Origin of the sequence: Microbacterium sp. PI-1 (genome assembly GCF_004337555.1) — a bacterium.
In the GTDB taxonomy this organism is placed as follows: Bacteria; Actinomycetota; Actinomycetes; order Actinomycetales; family Microbacteriaceae; genus Microbacterium; species Microbacterium aurugineum.
Window position 1 is genome coordinate 18,947 of the sequence record NZ_SJYZ01000008.1, and the last position, 16,039, is coordinate 34,985.

A 16,039-nucleotide genomic window follows, 5' to 3' on the forward strand; every position below is an offset into this window, starting at 1 on the left:
ACGCTACTGCCCCGAGCTAGGAATCCGCCCGGCACGCTCGTCCCGGCTAGGCTGTGAGCGTGAATGCCCGGCAGCTGCGACTCGTGCGCGCCGCCGCCGTCTCCTCCATCGCGACGCTGCTCGCCGGTGTCTCCCACACGCTCGGCGGAGGTTCCGCCCCTCATCCGCTGCTGATCCTCGCGGTCGCCACACTCGTCACGCCGCTGTCCGCACTGCTCATCGGTGCCCGCCCCTCGCGTGGCCGGGTCGCGGTCACCGTTCTTCTCGCACAGGCGGCCTTCCACGTGCTGTTCCAGGTGCTGGGCTCCCCGGTCGCGTCATCGTCCCCCGGCGGGCTCGGCCACGTGCACCACCTCGATCTCGCGCTGCTCGCCTCCACGCCGTCCGCATCGGCCGCCGGTGCCCCCATGCTCGTCGCCCACGTCGTCGCCGCCGTCCTCACCATGCTCCTGATCTGGCACGGCGAAGCGGTCGTGCGAGCGGTGGCCCGTTGGGTCGAGGCCCTTCTCCGGCGTTCCGTCACGACCACCCCGACCGACCACCGCAGGCCGTCCGGACTGCGTTCCCTCGATCTTCCTGTCCTCGAAGTCGCTTTCGCGGCCGCCGTGACGCGACGGGGTCCACCCGCGCTCATCCGCGACTGATCCGCACCGATCGGTTGCACGGAGTCCGCTGCTCGTTCCCGAGCGGCCTCACCCTTTCGCGGATTCGCGCCGTCCGGCGCGCCCGCACATTGAGCACCAGGAGATACACCATGTCCCGCAACACCCCCTCTCGCACGCGCCGCACCGTCCTCGCCACCACCGGCCTCCTCAGCGGTGCGCTCCTCGCCCTCGCGGTTCCCGCCATGGCGAGCGCCCATGTGGGCGTCAGCCCCGATGAACTCGTCGCCGGAGACCACGGCGTCCTGACCTTCTCCTTCTCGCACGGCTGCGAGAATTCGCCGACCACCGCCCTGCGCATCACGATGCCCGAGGGTCTCGCCTCCGTCGCGCCGACGATGGACGGCGACTGGAACATCGAGGTGGAGCGCGGGGGCGATGGCCTCGTCAGCGCGGTGACCTACACCGCTGTCACACCGGTGCCGAACGACCTCCGCGGTGCGGTGAGCATGTCGGTCGGGCTCGACGAGAGCACCCCCGACACCCTGGCGTTCCCCGTCGTGCAGGAGTGCGTCGAGGGGTCGACCGAGTGGACGCAGCTCGCCGAGAACGGGGAGGACCCGCACAGTCTCGACGCACCGGCGCCGGTCGTGTCCGTCACGGAGGCCGCAACCTCCGGTCACGGTGACCACGAGGCTGCTGAGACGACGGAGGAGAGCACCCAGGCCGCTGCGAGTGACCCCGTGGGCATCGCCCTCGGCGCCGGCGGGCTCGTGGCCGGTGTCGCGGCTCTCGTCGTCGCGGTCCTCGCCTACCGCCGAAAGGCCTGACGCCGCGCACGACTCCTCGCGCGCTGTGTTCCGGGCGTGCGGGGAGTCGTGCCGCAGGAGGGTTCGCCGCGCCGTCATGAGATCATGGATGCGACATGTCGATTGAACAACAACCGAGCCTGCCTCCCGTGCTCCGCCCCGCGAACCCGCCCCGGCGTGAGCTGTCCGAACTCGCTTCCCGTTTCGCCCGTTCCGTACGCGGCGACATCGACGGGATCACCCTCTCCGGCATCACCTTGGCCACGGCGGACCTCCGTCCGGGTGAGGCCTTCGTGGCGATTCAGGGGGTCAACCGTCACGGCGCGGACTTCGCGCTCGCCGCTGCCGAGAAGGGCGCCGTGGCCGTCATCACGGACGAGCCGGGAGCGGCCATCGCGGAGTCCACAGGGCTGCCGATCATCGTGGTCGACGACCCCCGCGCCGTCCTCGGCGACCTGAGCGCCTGGGTGCACGGCACGGGCGCCGATGATCCGTTGCCGTTGCTGTTCGCGACGACGGGGACCAACGGGAAGACCAGCGTCTCGCACCTCCTCGAGGGGATCCTCGACCAGCTCGGGGTCGTGACCGGGCTCTCCTCCACAGCAGAGCGCCACATCGCCGGGGAGGTCATCGTCTCCCGACTGACGACGCCCGAGGCATCCGAGATGCATGCCCTTCTCGCCCTCATGCGAGAACGAGCGGTCGAAGCGGTGGCCGTCGAGGTCAGCGCTCAGGCGCTGTCCCGGCACCGCGTCGACGGTCTCCGTTTCGACGTCGCCGGCTTCACCAACCTCAGCCATGATCACCTCGACGACTACGCCGACATGGAGGAGTACTTCGAGGCCAAACTGCCGCTGTTCCGACCCGACCGTGCGAAACGCGGCGTCATCTGCCTCGACTCGCTGTCCGGGGCGATCGTGGTCGAACGCGCAGAGATCCCCGTGGTGACCGTCGGAACACCGTCGATCGCAGCCGACCCCGCCGCGGCCTCCGCGGCGGACTGGGTCGTCGTGATCGACGACGAGCGAGCGGCCGGCACCACGTTCACCATGACCGGCCCCTCCGGTTCACTCACGACGACGGTCCCCGTCATCGGTCCGCACATGGCCGCCAACGCCGCGCTCGCGATCGTCATGCTCCTGGAGGGCGGCTACGCGTGGGACCGCATCGTCACGGCGCTCGCTCAGGACGACGGCATCCGCGCGTATCTCCCCGGCCGCACGCAACTCGTGTCCGGCGAGCGGGGTCCCGCCGTGTTCGTCGACTTCGGGCACTCCCCCGACGCGTTCGAGAAGACGCTCGCCGCCGTCCGTCGGGTGACACCGGGCCGAGTGCTGATGCTGTTCGGCGCCGACGGAGACCGCGATGCGAGCAAGCGGTTCGACATGGCGCGCACGGCGGTCGAAGGCAGCGACATCCTCGTGGTGACCGATCACCATCCGCGGTTCGAGGATCCGGCATCCATCCGCGCCACGCTCATCGCCGGCGCGCGACAGGCCCGGCCCGACGCGGAGATCCACGAGGCCTCACCGCCCGAGAACGCGATCATCACCGCTGTCGGACTGGTCGGCGACGGCGACGCGATCCTCTGGGCCGGCCCCGGCCACCAGGACTACCGGGACATCCGCGGCGTCCGCACGCCCTACTCCGCTCGTGAACTCGCCCGTCGCGCGTTGCGTGCGGCGGGATGGCCGGTTCCGGAGCCGCGCTGGCCCGTTCCCTACCCCGACGAGGACTGACCTCGTCGGGGCGGCGCCGGTCGCTCCGACCCCGGGCTCAGCCCGCCGCGATGATTCGATCGGCCGTCTCGCGCGCCCAGGTCTCGGCCGCCGCGAGCGTCTCGACGGTCAAGGCGTCGGGAGCGTCATGGGCGTCGATGACGCGGGCGATCGTGTCGACGATGCCGAGGAACGACAGCCGTCCCTCGTGGAACGCGTCGACGGCCTGCTCGTTGGCGGCGTTGTAGACCGCGGGGAAGGTCCCGCCGGCGCGACCGACCGCCTTCGCCAGGGCGACGGAGGGAAAAGCCTCTCTGTCGAGCGGTTCGAACGTCCAGGACGTCGCTTGCGTCCAATCCAACGGCCGTCCGACGCCCCCGACACGGTGCGGCCAATCCAGCCCCAGGGAGATGGGCAGGCGCATGTCGGGCGGTGACGCCTGCGCGATGGTCGAACCATCGATGAACTCGACCATCGAGTGCACGATCGACTGCGGATGCACGACAACCTCGATGTCGTCGTAGGCGACGTCGAAGAGCAGGTGTGCCTCGATCACCTCGAGCCCCTTGTTCACCAAGGTCGCCGAGTTCGTCGTGACCATGCGCCCCATGTCCCAGGTCGGGTGCGCCAGAGCCTCGGCGGGGGTCACCTCGGTGAGTTCTGCGCGGGAGCGCCCTCGGAACGGGCCGCCGGATGCGGTCACCACGAGGCGCCGCACCTCGGCGTGGGTGCCGGCGAGGAGCGCCTGCGCCAACGCCGAGTGCTCGGAGTCGACCGGGACGATCTGCCCCGGCGCGGCAGCGGCCAGGACGAGGTCACCGCCGACGATCAAGGATTCCTTGTTCGCCAGCGCGAGAGTGCGCCCCGCGTGCAGCGCGGCCAGCGTCGAGCCGAGACCGATCGAACCCGTGATGGCGTTGAGAACGACGTCGGCCTCGACGTCGCGCACGAGCTGCTCGGCGTCGACGGCTCCGAGCGCCGTGTGCTCGACGCGGAATTCCTCAGCCTGCGCCTCCAGCATCTCGCGGTTGGATCCTGCGGCGAGACCGACGAGTTCGAATCGCCGGGGGTTGGCGCGGATGACATCCAGCGCCTGGGTGCCGATGGAGCCGGTGGAGCCGAGGACGATGATGCGACGCATGACGCCAGCCTAGGACACGTCCTGGATACCGCCCCTGCTACTGCTGGACGGGCGTGGTGGCGAGGATGTCCACGACGAAGACGAGGCTCTCCTTCTGGAGCTCGTGACCTTCACTCGCGCCGTAGCCGTCGGACGGCGGCATCACGACGATGACCTGCGAGCCGACCTTCTGCCCTTCGAGAGCCTTCTGGAAGCCCGCGACGACGCCGGTGGTCTGGAACTGTGCCGGTGCAGCGTCGCGGCTCCAGCTCGAGTCGAACTCCTCGCCGTCCGACCACTTGACGCCCAGATACTGCACGACGACGAGGTCGCCGGCTCCGACGGTCGGTCCGTCGCCCTGCGTGAGGACAGCAACTTTGGTCTCGGTCGGTGCGTCACCCTCGGGGATCTTGATCGAGGGCTTGCCGTCATCATCGAGCGTGACCGTCGGCATGCCGGGGGTCGGGTCGACGGGGGTTCCGGTGGCGATTTCGGGCAGCTGCTCGACGGCCTGTGCGTAGACGACCACGTTGTTCGCGCCCTCGCCCAGGGCACTGCCGGGCAGCGAGAGCACGACGCGTGAGCCGACCGGCTCGCACTCGAGAGCGGCGACGAAGAGCGAGGACTGGTTGGTGTCGAGGAGCACGGGCAGCACCCCTCCCTCGCCGCGAGCGGAGGAATCGAGCACCTCGTTGGTCGTCGCATCCACGATCTGGTACTGGACCGAGACCAGGTCGTTGACGAGCACGTCGTCCCCGTCGCCCGCAGAGACGACCGTCCGCTCGACGCCCGCGAAAGCCGCGTCAGACGGGACGGTCACCTTCGTGTCGGCGCCCTCTCCCTCGACGACGACGGCATCCGAGGTCTCACCTGGCTGCGCGTCCAGAGCACACGTGCTCGAAGCCGACGGGTCAGGCGTGCCGGAGCTCGACGGCGCGGAACTGCCGGAACAGCCCGCCAGCAGCAGGGTCGCCGCGGCGACGGTGGACAGGACGATGAGCGGACGCTTGCGCACAGTGAGACCTCGGGATCGCGGGCGGGACACCCCATACTCCCCCATACCCCTTTGCCCCGGCTGGGAGGCGCGGCGGAACTCTTCATTCCCACACGAGCATGGATCCGGGAGTAACCTGCTCTGATGACCTCTGAGCAGTCCGTCGAGCCCGAATCGTCGCCCGCAGAGGGATCCTCGCCCGCTGAGGCCGCGAAACCACGCCATGCCGGCTTCGCGTACACCCTCGGCCGCAGCCTCATCACCCCGCTCGCCCGCCTCGTGTACCGGCCGCGTATCGAAGGTCGCGATCGGGTGCCGCTGACCGGGCCCGTCATCTTCGCGAGCAATCACCTCTCGTTCATCGACTCGATCGCGATCCCCGTCGCCGCGCCCCGTCCGGTGCACTTCCTCGCGAAGTCCGCCTACTTCGAGGGCACCGGCTTCCAAGGCTGGATGAGCAAGACGTTCTTCGAGTCCATCGGAGCCATCCCGGTGCGACGCGGGGCCGGCCAAGCAGCACTGGACGCGCTGGATCTGCAGCGGCAGCTCCTCGATGAGGGCCTCGCGGTGGCGCTGTATCCGGAAGGCACACGCTCCACGGACGGTCGACTCTACAAGGGCCGCACCGGCGTCGCCTTCCTCGCCTTGCAGACGGGCGCGCCCGTCGTCCCGGTCGGGCTGATCGGCACGGACAAGGTGATGCCCGTGGGGGCCAAGGTCCCGACGCTCTCGGAGCGCATCACGGTCCGCTTCGGCGAGCCACTCGATCTGTCTCCGCACGGTCCCGCGACGAGCGGACGTGCGCGCCGCCTCGCCACCGATGAGATCATGGCCGCGATCCACGGATTGTCGGGCCAGGAGCTCGCGGGGGCCTACAACGAGGCACCGGCGCAGAGCACCATCGAGAAGATCAAGCAGGCGCTCCCCCACGAACGTCGCTGACGGTCCACCGCATCTCTACGCGAGCGCGCTGATCTTCGCCTCGTGGCGCACGGGGAAGTTCATCGAGTTGGCGATGAAGCACCATTGGTTCGCCAACTCGTGCGCCCGCTCTGCGGCTTCGATCATCGACGCCTCCGCGACCACGACATCGGGGCGGAGCATCACCTCCACGAAGGCCCCTCCCCCTTTTCCGTCCTCGCGCATCATCCCGCTGGCGTCGTCGCTGTAGGAGACGACGACCACACCCAGCGTCACGCAGGCATGCAGGTATGACAGCAGGTGGCACTCGGAGAGAGATGCCAGCAGCAGATCTTCCGGATTCCACCGTGCAGGGTCCCCGCGGAACGGTTTGTCGGCGGATGCGAGGAGCTCCGGCTTTCCGCTGACTTCGATGGTCACGTCACGGCGGTAGTCGCGGTAGCCGGATGTGCCTGTTCCGAGATTGCCGGTCCACGTCGCGGTGAGTGCGTAGTGGTGTTCGCCGAGGGCGCGGGAAGTCGACTGTGCCATGTCGCCAGTCTGCCAGCCCCGTGCGACGTCGGCGGAGCGACCAGGCCTGCGGCGATAGAGTTGACGGGTGCTGGAGACTCTCACCATTCAGGATTCCGTGGAACTCGCCGTCGTCGAGCGGAGCGGCTTCGTCGAATCGCGTCACGTCGGAGCCGCGGTCGTGCTGTCCTCCGACGGTGATGTCATCGCCCGCCACGGCAACGTCGACGCCCTGATCCTCCCTCGTTCGAGCCTCAAGCCCCTGCAGGCCGTCGCCTGCATCACCGCCGGTGCCGTCTTGGAGGGCGAGCAGCTCGCCATCTCCACCGCGAGTCACGTCGGCACCGATCGGCACGCCTCCGTGGTGCGCGACATGCTCACCGAAGGCGGGCTGACCGAAGACCACCTCGGTTGCCCGGCGTCGTGGCCGACCGACTCCGCCAGCCGCGACGAACTCGTCCGCGAGCACGGCGAACCCTCGCGGGTCCGGATGCCCTGTTCGGGAAAGCACGCCGCGATGCTGCGCGCCTGCGTGGCGACCGGCTGGCCGACGGACGGTTACCTCGACCCCGCTCATCCTCTCCAGGCGCACATCCGCGACGTCGTCGAGCGCCTGACGGGCGAGAAGGTGGCGCACACGGCGATCGACGGCTGCGGCGCCCCCGTGCACGCGATCACGCTCACGGGCCTGGCGCGCTCGATCCATCGCATCGGCACGGCATCCGACCGTTCGCCGTTCGCCCTCCATCGGGTGGCGGGTTCTCTGGTCCGCGCAGTGCGGGAGAACCCCTGGGCGATCGAGGGCCCTGGTCGGCCCGACACCATCGCGATCGAGAAGCTCGGAGTGTTCGCCAAGTTCGGAGCCGAGGGCATCATGGTGATGGTCGCCCCGAACGGCACGACCGTGGCGCTGAAGGTCCTGGACGGAGCGACCCGCGCAGCGACGATCGTGGCCGCCACGCTGCTCGCCCGCTCAGGCGGCCTGAGTGACACCGACGTCGCGACGCTGGCGGAGGCTCTGCCCCTGGGCGTGTCCGGCGGTGGCTCGATCGTCGGGACCATCCGCCCGAGCGCCGCCATCTGAGGCGCGAGCGGTCGGCTCACGGGCTCTCGAAGATCCGCTGGTCCTCACGGCGTCAGCTCCGCGAGGATCACTCGGCGCGGCGGCTCCGCTCCCCGAACGGACCAGGCCCGTCCTGCATGCGACCGTGCAAAGGGCGGGAGTTCGCGGACCCCCGCGAGCTGCCGCAGGTCCGCCGGCTGCTCCGCTCGGATCACGACCTCTCCTTCGGCGCGGATGCGCTGCCACGACGACCAGTTGCGTTGCCAGGTCTCGGCATCGGCGATCAGGATGCGGTGACCGTCCGGCAGGGTCGGCTCTGCACCGACGAGAACTACTTCGAAGCCGGCGTGCGCGTCACGTAGCCGCGACGCTGTCGCCCTCGCGCCGGCGCTGACGATCGCGGTGACGGCGCACGACGGCGACCACGTCGTCATCGCGGGCGGCTCGATCGGCTCGCCGACGCCGTCGTGGTCGTCATCGACCCAGGCGAGCTGGACCTCCCGGTCACCGATCCACGCGCGCCCGGGGCTGCGGTCGCGGAGGAACGCGGATGCCTCACCTCCGGCCGCGAGGTGCTCGACCCGAGTCGCCATGCGCAGGAGCGCGCGGCGCGGAAGTGCATCGAGCACGCGTCCCACCGCTCCCGTCGATCGGCCGGCGGTCACGGCGAAAGTCGTCCCCGCGCAGGAGCGCAGCAGGTGTTCCCAGCGTTGGGCGAACTGCTGGCCGTAGTCAGGCGGGAAGCCCGCGACGAGCGCGTCGAGGTCGTCGCAGAGCACGAGAGCGGGGACCCGCTCCTCGCCCGAGCTCCATGCGTCGACGAGATCCCATGCGCCCTCGAGGTCCCGCGGCACCCAGACGGTGTCCGTGCCGGAGCGCTGCGCCGCGAGAACTCGCAGGGCCGTTGTGCGTCCCGATCCCGACGCCCCGAGGAACACCAGCCCCCGCTCCTGCCCGCAGTGCAACCTCTCCAGCGGTTGCATCTGCTGTGCCGGTTCGTCTGCCCGGCCAAGGATCACCGCATCACCCGACGCGCGGTCAGGCGCCGTGAGCAGATCGCCGAGCGGAAGCCGCGAGGGAAGCGCCGGAAGCCACGGGCTGCGTGGTGACGCGGTCTCCGCCCAGCGCAATCCGATGCCGCGCAACTCGGTGGCTCCGGTGAGCGCGACCCGCACGGCGATCGGTTCCGAGTCTGCGGGTCGCCGCACGAGCCCGACCCCGCGGGAAGCAGCACCTCCGGGAAGCTCGGCCGCAGCATCGGTGCCGATCATCGCCCTGCTGTCGGCCGCGTCCCCCACCCGCAGGCTGATGCGAAGCGGACAATTGGCGGCGAGTGCGTCTCGCACCACACCGGTCGCACGCTGCGTACCGAGGATGAGATGCATGCCCAAAGCGCGTCCTCGGGCCGCCACATCGATGAACACCGCCCCGAGATCGGGGTGCTCGGCCAACAGCGCCGCGAACTCGTCCACGACGATGACCAACCGCGGAATCCCGACCTCACGCACATCCCGGGCCCCTGCGGCCGCCAAGAGCGCCTCACGCCGACGGAGCTCCGCTGTGAGGCTCGAGACGCCGCGCCGTGCGCCTTCCTCATCGAGGTCCGTGATCACCGCCGCGACCTGTCGCAGCGCCCTCAGCGGCTCGAAGGCCGTGCCACCCTTGAAGTCAGCCAGGAGGAAGGTGACCCTGTCGGGGCCGTGGTGCGCAGCGATCGCGGTGACCCAGCTGATGAGCAACTCGCTCTTGCCCGTCCCCGTCGTGCCGGTGACGATGGCATGCGGACCGTCCTCGACGATGTCGAGCATGACATCGCCGTACGCGCTCCGTCCGATCGCCGCGGGCAGACCTTCGCCGGCGGGCGGCTGTTCCAGCTCGTGCAAGGAGACCACGTCCGGGAGCACGTCGGCGCCGTCGCTCCGCACTGCGTGTTCTTCGGCGACCTGACCCACTTGGGCGAGCGACAGGCACTCGACCGCCAGCGTCGACGTCCCGTTCGGCGTACGGAGGTTCGCTCGTCCTGGCTCGATGACGTCGATCACGGTGGTGATCCCCTCCGGCACCTCGGTGTCGGCGGGGGCGAGCCAGATCAGTGCATCCGCCTCCACGCGACCGGAATCAGGCGTCCCGACGCCGAGGCGAAAGCCGCTTCGACGCGAATGTCGCGCATGCGGCAGCGCGGCGAGGCCGCAATCGTCGAGAGCGGTGCCCACCAACGACAGCTGTGCGGCACCGAAACGCAGACCGAGCTGCACCACCAACGCCCGCGCGACGGCGAAGATCACCGGTCGCGCCCCGCGTATGCAGACGCCCCCACCCAGCCGGACCACGATCGGCGCGTCGTCGAGGACGCCGGACCGCTGGCGGAAGTCGCGGCCACGGCTGTCGTCTCCCCCGCTGCAACGGACCCCGCTCGCGACGCTGCCGGTGCCCACGACGAGGGAGGTCTCCGCATCGGGCGGCTGTGCCCCGCGGAGGGGCGGCTGCGTGAGGCAGACGGAAGCGTCGGGCAGACGGAGCCACAGCGCTTCACGCTCAGCCCGATGGCGGCGGATCAGGTCTGCGTCGGCCGCGGCCCAGTTCCGCTCCGCATCAGCCTCACTCTGCCGACGTTCGCGGCGGCGGTTTCGGGCCGCATCGAGGAACGATGCCGCCATCATCAACGGGCCCAGTGCCGCGAAGCAGAGCGCGAACAGCGAACCGGTGATCAGCCACAGCGCCACACCCCCGACCACCGGGACGACGGCCGCCAGAAACGGCAGCGGAGCGCGGCGAGAGGCTGCGGGGGCCGCCGGGAGAACGATCGGAAGAGATTCCATGCCACCCAGTGGACCGCACGGACGTCAGAGGAACGGCGCTCTCCACAGCGCTGAGCGACTATTCCGAGGTGTCTTCGGGTGGGGAGGAGGAGTCGTTGTCGTCCTCGATCTGGACGATGATGAGCGTCACGTTGTCACGCCCACCGTTCTCCAAGGCGGCCGCGAGCATGGCATCGACGCCTGCCGCTGGATCGCTGTTGGCCCGGAGGAAGTGCTGGATCCCGTAGTCGGTGAGCTCCTTCGTGAGCCCGTCGGAGCAGATCACGAACCGATCCCCCGCGCGTACGTCCACGGTGACGTAGTCCGGCGCAGTGAGTTCGCTCGCCCCCACCGCCCGTGTGATCACGTTGCTGTACGGATGCCCTTCCGCCTCCTCGGGGCTGAGCTTGCCTGCCGCGATCAGTTCCTGGACCACGGAGTGATCCGTCGTCACCTGTACGAGCCGGTCATCGCGGAGCAGATACACCCGCGAATCCCCGATGTTCAACGCCACCCAGTGCGCATCTTCGCCGTCACCGACCAGGAAGACACCCGTGAGCGTGGTGCCGGTGCCTTCGTCGGTCGTCTCCGGGTGGTCGGCGATGTCAGCCACGGCCAACTCGAGTGCTTTCTCGATCGCCGGCCCGTTGACCTCACCGGCAGCGACCACGGCTTGGAGCCGCGCGACGGTGCTGCTGCTCGCGATCTCGCCGCCGGCATGGCCCCCCATGCCGTCCGCGACGATGAAGAGCGGGTACTCGGCGAGGAACGCGTCCTGATTGATCTCGCGGCGGCGACCGAGGTCGGTGGCCCCTGCCCAGGACAGCAGCAGAGGGCGCTGCGCAACCGTGACGCGATGCGTCTTCGTCTCAGCCACGTACTGCCTCCGATGGGCCTGCGACGGATCGGGCGACCGCAGGATACTCACACATCGTAGTAGAACTCCCCCGCACTGCGATCACACTCGTGCGCCCGGGTCTGCGGGCAGCGGGAACAGATGGTCGATGATCTCGAGGTCGGCGGCGTCCGGACGCCAGGCATCACCCGCTGCCGCGTTGGCTTCGACCTGCTCCGCCGATGTCGCTCCGGCGATGACGCTGGAGACCGCCGGGTGCGCGAGGAGCCACCCGAAAGCCGCCTGCAGCATCGTGATGCCGCGGTCGTCGCAGAAGCGCCGGAAGTCCTCGAGCGCCTCCCACGGAGCGTCCTCCCAGACATGCCTTCGTGCGGACATGATCCTGCTCGACGCAGGCCCACCATCACGCGTGAACTTCCCGGTGAGGAGACCGTTGTGCAGCGGGAAGTAGGGGAAGAAGCCCAGCTCGTACCGCTCGGCGGCGGGGAGGACTTCGCGCTCGGCGGCACGCGCCAGCAACGAATAGTGGTTCTGCGCGGAGATGAACCGTCCGGACGAACGCGCACGGGTCGTGAACTCCGCCTCGGCGATCTCCCATCCGCGGAAGTTCGAGTGCCCGAAGTAGCGGATCTTCCCCTCGCGCACGAGTTCATCGAGCGCGTCGGTGGTTTCCGCGATCGGCGTCTCCGGGTCAGGCAGGTGCAGTTGGTAAAGATCGATCCAGTCGGTGCGCAGGCGACGCAGGGACTCCTCGACGGCGCGGCGGATGTATCGACGGGAGCCGCGGGCGGCGGGGAACGCATACCCCATGTCCCGCTCGTGGCCGAACTTGGTCGCGAGCACGACGCGATCGCGCCGCCCTTCGAGCGCTTCGCCCATCAGCGTCTCGCTCGCGCCGGCCACCGCACCGTACATGTCGGCCGTGTCGAAGAACGTGATGCCGTTCGCGAGCGCCGCGTCGATCACCTCTCGCGTTCCGGCAAGGGTCTCGGTGGCCGTCCCCGCGCGCCCGAAGTTGTTGCAGCCGAGGCCGGTCGCGGAGACGAGAAGACCGGATGCGCCGACTCGGCGCTGCGTCAAGACCATGTCTCCACGTTAGCGTCCGCTCGGGCCCGGAGACGATCGCACACAGCACAGAGCCCCCGACCGAAGTCGGGGGCTCTGTGTCAGACGGTCACGCCGGAGGCTGCGTGGGATCGTTCGGCGATGCGGGCGGAGCCGCAGGAGGCGCCGGCGGAGCTGCGGGCGGTGCCGGCGGACCGGCAGGAGGTGCCGGCGGGGCCGCGGGAGGTGCCGGAGGCGTCGTCGGAGGAACCGGGGGAACCGGGGCTCCGGTCGCGGGCGCCGCAGGGCCTGCCGGCGGTGCGTACCCGGGCTGGGCCGGCGGTGCGTACCCGGGCTGGGCCGGCGGCGCATAGCCCGGCTGCGCGGGCGGAGCGTATCCCTGCGGCGCACCGTAGCCAGGCTGCGGGGCTGCAGCGGCCGGCTGGACGGGCACGCCGTTCCAGACCGTCCGGTCGCCGAGGAAGCCGTTCGAAGCCCACGATGCCGGCTGGATGTTCGGGTTCCAGCGAGACTTGTCGAACGCGTTGATACCGAGCCACACGATGCTCAGGAACACGTAGAGGACGACCCAGACGGCGTCCTTCTGAAGCTTGAGGCCGATGCGCCAGGCCGCGATCGCGGAGAAGACTCCGAGAGCGAGCGAGAACGCGTAGCCGATGCCGATCCAGCTGAGCAGCGCGGCACCAGCGATTCCGTAGAGGACGAGCCACGGGCTCAGGTCACCGAGCTTGAAGAAGATCATCGCGTTGTAGACGGGCACCCACGCACGCCACTTGCCCTCGACACCTGCTTTGTCGAAGATCTTCATCAAGAAGAGAGAGCCCAGCACGTACCCGGCAAGACCGATGATGACGCTGAAGATGACGATGCCGAAAACTACGGCGAGGTATCCCGAGTCGTAATAGGAGTCCATGATCCCCTCCGGATCTGAATGTACGGACGCGATTGACGCCGCGACACCACACTAGCGGTGCGCGCGATCCCCGGGCAACGAGGTCTGCGGAAGCGCGTCAGCGCCCGAAAGCGCCCGCTACTCCGCGACGACGAGTTCGATGGTGCCCCGATGATCGGTGTCGCGGAGCGTGATCCCCCGCGACTGCGCCCACGTGCGGAAGCCACGAAGAGAGGAGCTTCGGGGCCGATCCTCGGCGAGGGCGCGGACGAGCAGCCCCTTCGACTTCTTGTTGAAGTGGTTCAATGCCCTGCCGTGCTCGGTCACGACCCGCACGTACGCCGACGGCACGCTGTCCGGAACCGGCCCCAGAGCGACATACGCCTCGCTGCGCAGATCGAGCACGAACGACACAGCGGTTTCCACGAACGCCGCAGAGGTCGCATCGGCCCAATGGCGCCGCAGCGCGGGAAGGCCGGGGAGCGACGTTCCCGCCGCGAGACGATAGGTCGGTATCGGATCGAGGGCGCCGACCGGACCGAACGGTGCGCTGTGGATCCAGACATGGTCGCCCAACCACCGGCGGGACGCCGTCGAGAGAGAGGGGGCGTCGAGCGCGTCGAATAGGACGCCCGTGTACCGGTCGACGGCAGGCATCGTCGGTGCCGTCCGCAGTCGCCGGTTGTGGGCGATATCACCGGCCTGACGCTCACTCAGCTTCAGCACACGCCGCGACTCCTGCTCGTCGGCTGCGAGGTCGACGAGCGCATCCAGCACGGCGGCGCGGTGCGGGGCCAGACCGGGCAGGGCCAACGAGGGCAGGTCGAGCGGGACGTCGACGCCCCCCTCTCGCTTCGTCTCGGACGGAGGGAGCAGGATCTTCATGAAACCTCGGTGGATGCAGACGCGTCCGCCTCGGGACCCGAGCGGGTACCGAGGCGGACGCGTCGAAAGGAGAAAGCTAGCCGATGAGAGCCGCGTTGCCGGCCACGATCGTCAGGGTGTCGCCCTCCATCGAGAGGAAGCCGTCCTGCGCGTTGGCCAGCACCTTGGTGCCATCCGACTGCGTGATGCGAACCTGCCCCTCGGCGAGGATGGCCAGCACCGGCTCGTGGCCGCTCATGAAGCCGATCTCACCCTCGACGGTCTTGGCGACCACGAGGCTCGCCTCTCCCGTCCAGACCTCCGCATCCGCGGAGACGAGGCTGACATGCAGCGCCATGGTCAGCCGTTCTCCTTCTGGATCTTCGCCCACTGCTCTTCGACGTCGGAGATACCACCGACGTTGAAGAAGGCCTGCTCGGCGACGTGGTCGAAGTCACCGCGGGTGATCGCATCGAACGACTCGATGGTCTCCTTGAGCGGGACGGTCGAACCCTCGACACCCGTGAACTTCTTGGCCATGTAGGTGTTCTGCGAGAGGAACTGCTGGATACGACGTGCGCGCGACACGACGATCTTGTCTTCCTCGGAGAGCTCGTCGACACCGAGGATCGCGATGATCTCCTGCAGCTCCTTGTTCTTCTGGAGGATCTGCTTGACGGTCGTCGCGACGCGGTAGTGGTCCTCGCCCAAGTAGCGGGGGTCCATGATGCGCGACGTCGAGGTCAGCGGGTCGATGGCGGGGTACAGACCCTTCGAGGCGATCTCACGAGACAGCTCGGTCGTGGCGTCGAGGTGGGCGAAGGTGGTCGCCGGAGCCGGGTCGGTGTAGTCATCGGCCGGCACGTAGATCGCCTGCAGCGAGGTGATCGAGTGACCACGCGTCGAGGTGATGCGCTCCTGGAGCACACCCATCTCATCGGCGAGGTTCGGCTGGTAACCCACGGCCGAGGGCATGCGGCCCAGCAGCGTCGAGACCTCGGAACCGGCCTGCGTGAAGCGGAAGATGTTGTCGATGAAGAGCAGCACGTCCTGCTTCTGCACGTCACGGAAGTACTCCGCCATCGTCAGAGCCGACAGCGCGACGCGCAGACGCGTCCCCGGCGGCTCGTCCATCTGGCCGAAGACGAGGGCGGTCTTGTCGAAGACGCCCGCCTCCTCCATCTCGTGGATCAGGTCGTTACCCTCACGGGTACGCTCACCGACACCGGCGAACACCGACACACCACCGTGGTCCTGCGCGACGCGCTGGATCATCTCCTGGATGAGCACGGTCTTGCCGACACCGGCACCACCGAACAGGCCGATCTTTCCACCGAGCACATACGGCGTGAGGAGGTCGATCGACTTGATGCCGGTCTCGAACATCTGAGTCTTGGACTCGAGCTGGTCGAAGTTCGGAGCCTTGCGGTGGATGGGCCAGCGCTCGGTGACCTCGAAGGTCTCGCCGGGCTCGAGGTTCAGCACCTCGCCGATGACGTTGAAGACCTTGCCCTTGGTCACGTCACCGACGGGAACCGAGATGGCCTCACCGGTGTCGCGAACCTCCTGACCGCGGACGATACCGTCGGTCGGGTTCAGGGCGATGGCGCGGACGAGGTCGTCGCCGAGGTGCTGAGCGACCTCGAGCGTGATCTCGGTGGACTCTTCGCCCATCTCGATCGTCGTCTTCAGGGCGTTGTAGATGTCGGGGATCGAGTCGTGCGGGAACTCGATGTCGACAACCGGACCGTTGACGCGTGCGACGCGCCCGACGACCGCGGTCGCCGGCTGGTCAGCCGGAGCGGTGAGGGTCATTTTCGTCTCTTT

The 16,039-nt window shown here is 69.0% G+C and carries 15 protein-coding genes; 5 read left to right on the forward strand and 10 right to left on the reverse strand.

Going from position 1 to position 16,039, the window contains the following annotated elements; genetic code table 11:
* Positions 1-59 precede the first annotated feature (59 nt).
* From E0W80_RS08665 to E0W80_RS08675, 3 genes are all read left to right on the forward strand, one after another.
* On the forward strand, positions 60-644 hold the full coding sequence (locus E0W80_RS08665; RefSeq protein ID WP_131492132.1) for a hypothetical protein: 585 nt from the start codon (positions 60-62) through the stop codon (positions 642-644).
* A 110-nt stretch (positions 645-754) separates the two neighbouring features.
* Positions 755-1,432, forward strand: a complete 678-nt coding sequence (locus tag E0W80_RS08670; protein WP_131492133.1) for a YcnI family protein — start codon at positions 755-757, stop codon at positions 1,430-1,432.
* A gap of 95 nt (positions 1,433-1,527) precedes the next feature.
* The gene (locus E0W80_RS08675; protein WP_205802325.1) at positions 1,528-3,150 is read left to right on the forward strand and encodes a UDP-N-acetylmuramoyl-L-alanyl-D-glutamate--2,6-diaminopimelate ligase; all 1,623 of its coding nucleotides are present in this window, start codon (positions 1,528-1,530) and stop codon (positions 3,148-3,150) included.
* Positions 3,151-3,187: 37 nt separating this feature from the next.
* On the opposite strand, the gene dxr is transcribed toward E0W80_RS08675, so the two are convergent.
* Complete coding sequence (gene dxr, locus E0W80_RS08680) at positions 3,188-4,270, reverse strand: 1-deoxy-D-xylulose-5-phosphate reductoisomerase (RefSeq protein ID WP_131492134.1); 1,083 nt, start codon at positions 4,268-4,270, stop codon at positions 3,188-3,190.
* Positions 4,271-4,307: 37 nt separating this feature from the next.
* Positions 4,308-5,294 (reverse strand): FKBP-type peptidyl-prolyl cis-trans isomerase, encoded by a 987-nt coding sequence (locus tag E0W80_RS08685; protein ID WP_240740487.1) that lies wholly within the window; start codon positions 5,292-5,294, stop codon positions 4,308-4,310.
* Between the two features lie 93 nt (positions 5,295-5,387).
* On the opposite strand from E0W80_RS08685, the gene E0W80_RS08690 reads away from it, so the two are divergent.
* Positions 5,388-6,185 (forward strand): lysophospholipid acyltransferase family protein, encoded by a 798-nt coding sequence (locus E0W80_RS08690; RefSeq protein ID WP_131492135.1) that lies wholly within the window; start codon positions 5,388-5,390, stop codon positions 6,183-6,185.
* A gap of 15 nt (positions 6,186-6,200) precedes the next feature.
* Here E0W80_RS08690 and E0W80_RS08695 read toward each other — a convergent pair whose 3' ends face one another.
* The gene (locus E0W80_RS08695) at positions 6,201-6,695 is read right to left on the reverse strand and encodes an OsmC family protein (protein WP_131492136.1); all 495 of its coding nucleotides are present in this window, start codon (positions 6,693-6,695) and stop codon (positions 6,201-6,203) included.
* A gap of 67 nt (positions 6,696-6,762) precedes the next feature.
* Between E0W80_RS08695 and E0W80_RS08700 the strand changes: the two genes are divergently transcribed.
* Positions 6,763-7,758, forward strand: a complete 996-nt coding sequence (locus E0W80_RS08700; RefSeq protein ID WP_131492137.1) for an asparaginase — start codon at positions 6,763-6,765, stop codon at positions 7,756-7,758.
* Positions 7,759-7,802: 44 nt separating this feature from the next.
* Here the strand turns inward: E0W80_RS08700 and E0W80_RS08705 are convergent, their stop codons facing one another.
* The 7 genes from E0W80_RS08705 to atpD form a co-directional block, all read right to left on the reverse strand.
* Positions 7,803-10,556 carry an FtsK/SpoIIIE domain-containing protein gene (locus E0W80_RS08705; protein ID WP_131492138.1) on the reverse strand — a complete coding sequence of 918 codons (2,754 nt, stop codon included), beginning with the start codon at positions 10,554-10,556 and terminating at the stop codon, positions 7,803-7,805.
* A 58-nt stretch (positions 10,557-10,614) separates the two neighbouring features.
* Positions 10,615-11,412, reverse strand: a complete 798-nt coding sequence (locus E0W80_RS08710) for a protein phosphatase 2C domain-containing protein (protein WP_131492139.1) — start codon at positions 11,410-11,412, stop codon at positions 10,615-10,617.
* An 81-nt stretch (positions 11,413-11,493) separates the two neighbouring features.
* Entirely contained in the window at positions 11,494-12,477 is a 984-nt protein-coding gene (locus E0W80_RS08715) for an aldo/keto reductase (RefSeq protein ID WP_131492140.1), read from the reverse strand.
* Positions 12,478-12,565: 88 nt separating this feature from the next.
* Positions 12,566-13,369, reverse strand: a complete 804-nt coding sequence (locus tag E0W80_RS08730; RefSeq protein ID WP_194239212.1) for a large exoprotein — start codon at positions 13,367-13,369, stop codon at positions 12,566-12,568.
* A gap of 117 nt (positions 13,370-13,486) precedes the next feature.
* Positions 13,487-14,233 carry a peroxide stress protein YaaA gene (locus E0W80_RS08735; protein ID WP_131492141.1) on the reverse strand — a complete coding sequence of 249 codons (747 nt, stop codon included), beginning with the start codon at positions 14,231-14,233 and terminating at the stop codon, positions 13,487-13,489.
* A gap of 76 nt (positions 14,234-14,309) precedes the next feature.
* A complete protein-coding gene (locus E0W80_RS08740) occupies positions 14,310-14,570 on the reverse strand; it encodes a F0F1 ATP synthase subunit epsilon (protein WP_131492142.1) in 261 nt (86 codons plus the stop codon).
* Positions 14,571-14,572: 2 nt separating this feature from the next.
* Positions 14,573-16,027, reverse strand: a complete 1,455-nt coding sequence (atpD, locus tag E0W80_RS08745; RefSeq protein ID WP_047520474.1) for a F0F1 ATP synthase subunit beta — start codon at positions 16,025-16,027, stop codon at positions 14,573-14,575.
* Between the last annotated feature and the right edge of the window lie 12 nt (positions 16,028-16,039).

Coding starts and splice junctions, on each gene's coding strand:
- E0W80_RS08730 (WP_194239212.1), bottom strand. CDS start 13,369: ATGGACTCCTATTACGACTCGGGATACCTCGCCGTAGTTTTCGGCATC.
- E0W80_RS08675 (WP_205802325.1), top strand. CDS start 1,528: ATGTCGATTGAACAACAACCGAGCCTGCCTCCCGTGCTCCGCCCCGCG.
- E0W80_RS08735 (WP_131492141.1), bottom strand. CDS start 14,233: ATGAAGATCCTGCTCCCTCCGTCCGAGACGAAGCGAGAGGGGGGCGTC.
- E0W80_RS08695 (WP_131492136.1), bottom strand. CDS start 6,695: ATGGCACAGTCGACTTCCCGCGCCCTCGGCGAACACCACTACGCACTC.
- atpD (WP_047520474.1), bottom strand. CDS start 16,027: ATGACCCTCACCGCTCCGGCTGACCAGCCGGCGACCGCGGTCGTCGGG.
- dxr (WP_131492134.1), bottom strand. CDS start 4,270: ATGCGTCGCATCATCGTCCTCGGCTCCACCGGCTCCATCGGCACCCAG.
- E0W80_RS08690 (WP_131492135.1), top strand. CDS start 5,388: ATGACCTCTGAGCAGTCCGTCGAGCCCGAATCGTCGCCCGCAGAGGGA.
- E0W80_RS08670 (WP_131492133.1), top strand. CDS start 755: ATGTCCCGCAACACCCCCTCTCGCACGCGCCGCACCGTCCTCGCCACC.
- E0W80_RS08705 (WP_131492138.1), bottom strand. CDS start 10,556: ATGGAATCTCTTCCGATCGTTCTCCCGGCGGCCCCCGCAGCCTCTCGC.
- E0W80_RS08715 (WP_131492140.1), bottom strand. CDS start 12,477: ATGGTCTTGACGCAGCGCCGAGTCGGCGCATCCGGTCTTCTCGTCTCC.
- E0W80_RS08740 (WP_131492142.1), bottom strand. CDS start 14,570: ATGGCGCTGCATGTCAGCCTCGTCTCCGCGGATGCGGAGGTCTGGACG.